Below are 4,662 nucleotides of genomic sequence, written 5' to 3'. Positions count from 1 at the left end.
GCTCCAATCCGCTCGCCGAACTCCGGCGTCGCCTCCCTCAGTATCCGCCGCACGCCGTGCCCCACGCGCCAGCTTCCCCCACGATGTTGGATGCCCCGGGGGAGCCGCGCGATGCGTCAGCGGCCCGGACCTAGCGCCGCGATTCCTCCACGGACTTCGGGCTGAGGCCCTGTTGTACCATCGCGTACAGCGGGGACATCTCCCGCAGTCGCTTCACCCGCTCGACGACCTTCTCGACCACGAAGTCCACCTCTTCCTCGGTGTTTCCCCGGCCGAGGCCGAACCGGATGCTGCTGTGGGCCAGCTCGTCCGCCACGCCCAGGGCCTTCAGGACGTAGGAGGGCTCCAGCGTCGCCGACGTGCAGGCCGACCCGGACGAGACCGCAACCTCCTTCATCGCCATGAGGAGGGATTCCCCCTCGACGAAGGCGAAGGAGAGGTTGCAGTTGCCGGGGAGCCGCTGCTCCGGGTGCCCGTTGAGGGTGACGTAATCCAGCCGCTCGAAGATCCCCTGCCTGAGGCGCTCCCGCAGACCAAGGAGGCGCCTGCCCTCCTCCTCCATGACGCGCTCGCATTTCGCGCAGGCCGCCCCGAACCCGACGATGTTCGGGACGGGCAGGGTCCCGGATCGCCGGCCCCGCTCGTGGCCTCCGCCATCGATCAGGGGGACCAGCCTCACCCGGGGCTTGGTCATGCGGACATAGAGGGCACCCACCCCCTTCGGCCCGTACATCTTGTGGGCGGTGAGCGACATGAGGTCCACGTTCAGGTCGTCCACCCTGGCCGGGATCTTGCCGACCCCCTGCACGGCGTCGGTGTGGAAGAGGACCCCCTTCTGCCGGCAGATGGCGCCGATCTGCTTCACCGGCTGGAGGACGCCGATCTCGTTGTTCGCGGACATGACCGAGACCAGGACCGTCCGGTCGGTGATCGCCTCCTCCACCGCGATCGGATCCACCTGCCCCAGCTTATCCACGGGGAGGTAGGTGACCCGGAAGCCCTCCTTCTCCAACCGCCTGCACGAGTCGAGGACCGCATGGTGCTCGATCACCGAGGTGAGGATGTGGTTGCCCCGCTCCCGCAGCGCGTAGGCCACGCCCTTGATCGCCAGGTTGTCCGCCTCGGTCGCGCCGGACGTGAAGACGAGCTCCTGGGGCTTGCATCCGATCAGGGAGGCGATCTCCTCCCGTGCCCGGTCCACTGCAGCCTCGGCGTTCCAGCCGAAGGTGTGGTTCCGGGAGGCCGCGTTTCCGAAGTGCTCCCGGAAGTAGGGGAGCATCGCCTCCAGAACCTCCGGATCCACCGGGGTCGTCGCGTGGTGATCCATGTAGATGGGGAACCGAATCGCCATCGCGTCCCTTCCAGTGCGCTTCCTGGGTCCCTCGGCGTGTCCTGAGGCTAACCCTTGAATATTCTTGGTCGCGAGAGGACCCCTCGAACCTCTCCCATTATAGGGAGCCCCCCGGGGGCTGTCAAGGCACGACTCGGGGCGATCCCCCGTGACTCCAGACTAAATCTCCAAGAATTTCAGGTACTTAACGAGATTGGTGCAACCGCCCTCTGTGACCAACACCACATCCTCGAGCCGAACACCCCCCACGCCGGGGTAGTAGAGGCCGGGCTCCACGGTCACCACGTTCCCGGCCTGGAGGACCGCGGGGATCTTGCTCACTCGGGGGGGCTCGTGGATCTCCAGGCCGAGCCCGTGGCCGGTGCCGTGGAAAAACCCCTGCATCCGGCCCCCCGCCTCCCCCGTCTGATACCCCCGCGCCTCGAAGAGGCTGCAGACGCGGGCATGGACCTCCCGCCCCTCGACCCCGGCCCCGATACTCGCGAGTGCCTCCTCCTGGGCGGCCCGGACCGCGGCGTACTGGCTCCTGAGCGCCGCCGAGGCCTCCCCTCTCACCACCGTCCGGGTCAGGTCCCCGTGATAGCGGGTGGCGATGGACCGGGGGAAGATGTCGATGATGATCGCCGCGTGTGCCCGGAGCGGCCCGTGCCCCTCCTCGTGGGGGTCGCAGCTCTGGTCTCCGCCGGCCACAATCGTGTGCTGGGCCAGGTAGTCCCGTTCCAGGAGATAGGCCGCGACCATTCGCCTGACCCGCTCGCTGGTCAGGATCTCCCCCTCCAGCATAAGCAGACCGTCCCGGATCTCGGCGGCCCGGAGGGCAGAGATGGCGACGTCCATCGCCCCCTCCGTGGTCGCCAGGGCGTGGCTGATGGCCGCCACCTCCTCCGCAGTCTTCACCGTCCGGGCTTCGTAGAACGGGTCGGGCTTCGCCCGGACCGTCACCCCCCGAGCCCGCAAGTCATCGGCCAGGCCGAGGGGGAAGTTTGCCGGGACGGTCACGGCCGGGACGCCTCGCTCCCGCAGGAGCCGGGCCGTCGCCGCCGCCAGCCCTATTCCCTCGCCGGCCCGGCGGGCCCCCTCCTCGTACCGGCTCAAGGGGAGAACCGTCTGGACTGCCGCCTGCTGGCGCCCGCGATCAATTTCCAGGTCGCTCAGGAGGAGAGCCTTCTCCCCGGCCACCTCCAGGAAGACGAACGGATCCGGGGCCAGGAAGCGCGTCGCATAGTAGAGATTGGCGTCCGCTTCGCTGGCGGCGATGATGAGGGTGGCCTCTTCTCTCGCCGGCATGCCGCCCTTACTGCGCCCCGGCCGTCGCGGGCGCGGCGGCGGCGGCCTCCTCCACCCTCGGGGGCGCCTCGCGCAGCCCCTCGGGGGGCTTCGGGGACCTCAGCCGCCGATGTAGGACATCTCGATCTTGTGCAGCCCGACCGTCTCGGACGAGCGGATCTCTGAGTAGCGGTCTTCGCGCCCCCGCCAGACGGCCGCGATGGCGCCGCCAATCGCGGCGTCGGAGGCGCCACCGCGCAGCAGCGCGCGCAGGTCGTGGCCCTTCGTCGCGAAGAGGCAAGTGTAGAGCGAGCCCTCAGCCGAGAGCCGAGCGCGGGTGCAGTCCCGGCAGAACGCCTGCGTCACCGAGGCGATGACGCCGATCTCGCCGCTCCCGTCCCGGTAGCGCCAGCGGGTGGCGACCTCCCCGCGGTAGCTCGGCTCGACCGGCTCGAGCGGCATCTCGGCGTTGATCCTGGCGATGATCTCGGCCGCCGGGACGACGTCATCCATCCGCCAGCCGTTGGTGTGGCCGACGTCCATGTACTCGATGAAGCGGAGGATCTTCCCGGTCCCGCGGAAGGTGCGGGCCATCGGAACCACGCTCTGCTCGTTCACGCCGCGCTTCACGAGCATATTGACCTTGATCGGCGCAAGGCCCGCGGCGGCGGCGGCCTCGATGCCAGCAAGGACCCGATCCACGGGGAAGTCCACGTCGTTCATGGCGGTGAAGACGTCGTTGTCCAGCGAATCCAGGCTCACCGTGATCCGTCGCAGCCCGGCATCTTTCAACGCCTGCGCCTGCTTGGCCAGGAGGGAACCGTTGGTCGTGAGGGTCAGGTCAAGCCCCGGGATGCGCGCCAGCATTTCCACCAACCGCTCCAGGTTGCGGCGCAGGAGGGGCTCACCGCCGGTCACCCGGATCTTCTCCATGCCGTGAGCGGTGAAGATCCGGGCGAGCCGCTCGATCTCCTCGAAGGTGAGGAGCTGCTCGCGCTCGAGGAACCGGTAGTCGCGGCCGAAGACCTCCTTCGGCATGCAGTAGACACAGCGGAAGTTGCAGCGGTCGGTGACCGAGATCCTGAGATCGCGGAGCGGTCGGCCCAGCGTGTCGGTGATGCTTCCGGCCGTCACTCCCGACCGACCATCTCGACAGAACTCTGCCATGGGCCGCTCGCGTGGTCCCCCGCAACGCGACGCCGCGCTCGGGGGAGGCTAGGCCTTCGCCGCCGCCGGCTCGGGCCGGCCGATCGTCATCTGCGCGATCTTCTCCTGGAGCTTGAGCACGCCGTAGATCAGGGCCTCGGGGCGGGGGGGGCAGCCGGGGACGTAGACGTCCACCGGGACGACCTGGTCCACCCCCTTCACCACGTGGTAGCCCTCGTAGTAGAAGGGGCCCCCGGAGATGGCGCAGGCCCCCATGGCGATGACCCACTTGGGCTCGGGCATCTGCTCGTAGAGGAGCTTGATCCGGGGGGCCATCTTCTCGGTGACGGTCCCGGCCACGATCATGACGTCGGATTGGCGGGGGGAGGGGCGGAAGACCCCGGCCCCGAGCCGGTCGAGGTCGAAGCGGGAGGCCCCGGTGGCCATCATCTCGATGGCACAGCAGGCGAGCCCGAAGGTCATGGGCCAGGGGGAGGACTTCCGGGCCCAGTTGAAGAGCCAATCCAGGGAGGTGGTGAGGAGGCCGGGGGGGAGGTTCTGGATCACACCCATTCCAGCGCCCCCTTCGCCCAGGCGTAGGCGAAGCCGACGAGCAGGATCGCGATGAAGATCATCATCTCGATGAAGGCGAACAGCCCGAGGGACTTGAAGACCACGGCCCACGGGAAGAGGAAGACCACCTCCACTGCGAAGACGATGAAGATGAGCGCATACAGGTAGTACCGGACGTGGAAGCGGATCCAGCCCTGCCCGATCGGCTCCTCCCCGCACTCGTAGGTCGAGAGCTTATCCGGGTTCGGAGCGGAGGGCCGGATGAGCCGGCTCAGCACGTCAATGTTGACGATGACGAAGAGCACCCCGACCAGGAGGAAGAAGGC

Annotated in this window: 4 protein-coding genes and 1 pseudogene; all 5 read right to left on the bottom strand. The window is 68.4% G+C overall.

All coding sequences use genetic code 11. The features are described from left to right. Positions 1–130: 130 nt before the first annotated feature. Positions 131–1,351 carry an IscS subfamily cysteine desulfurase gene (locus tag VGT06_06720; GenBank protein HEV8662813.1) on the bottom strand — a complete coding sequence of 407 codons (1,221 nt, stop codon included), beginning with the start codon at positions 1,349–1,351 and terminating at the stop codon, positions 131–133. Positions 1,352–1,510: 159 nt separating this feature from the next. Further along, the gene (locus VGT06_06715) at positions 1,511–2,638 is read right to left on the bottom strand and encodes a Xaa-Pro peptidase family protein (GenBank protein ID HEV8662812.1); all 1,128 of its coding nucleotides are present in this window, start codon (positions 2,636–2,638) and stop codon (positions 1,511–1,513) included. A 99-nt stretch (positions 2,639–2,737) separates the two neighbouring features. Beyond that, a pseudogene (gene moaA, locus VGT06_06710) lies at positions 2,738–3,745 on the bottom strand (GTP 3',8-cyclase MoaA). 87 nt (positions 3,746–3,832) lie between these two features. Beyond that, on the bottom strand, positions 3,833–4,336 hold the full coding sequence (locus VGT06_06705) for an NADH-quinone oxidoreductase subunit B family protein (protein ID HEV8662811.1): 504 nt from the start codon (positions 4,334–4,336) through the stop codon (positions 3,833–3,835). After that, a partial coding sequence (locus VGT06_06700) for an NADH-quinone oxidoreductase subunit A (protein ID HEV8662810.1) occupies positions 4,327–4,662 on the bottom strand: 336 nt, incomplete at its 5' end. The genes VGT06_06700 and VGT06_06705, both read right to left, overlap by 10 nt.

This window comes from Candidatus Methylomirabilis sp., from assembly GCA_036000645.1.
In the GTDB taxonomy this organism is placed as follows: domain Bacteria; phylum Methylomirabilota; class Methylomirabilia; order Methylomirabilales; family JACPAU01; genus JACPAU01.
Note: the sequence above shows the minus strand (reverse complement) of the source record. Positions and strands in the feature narration are given on the sequence as shown.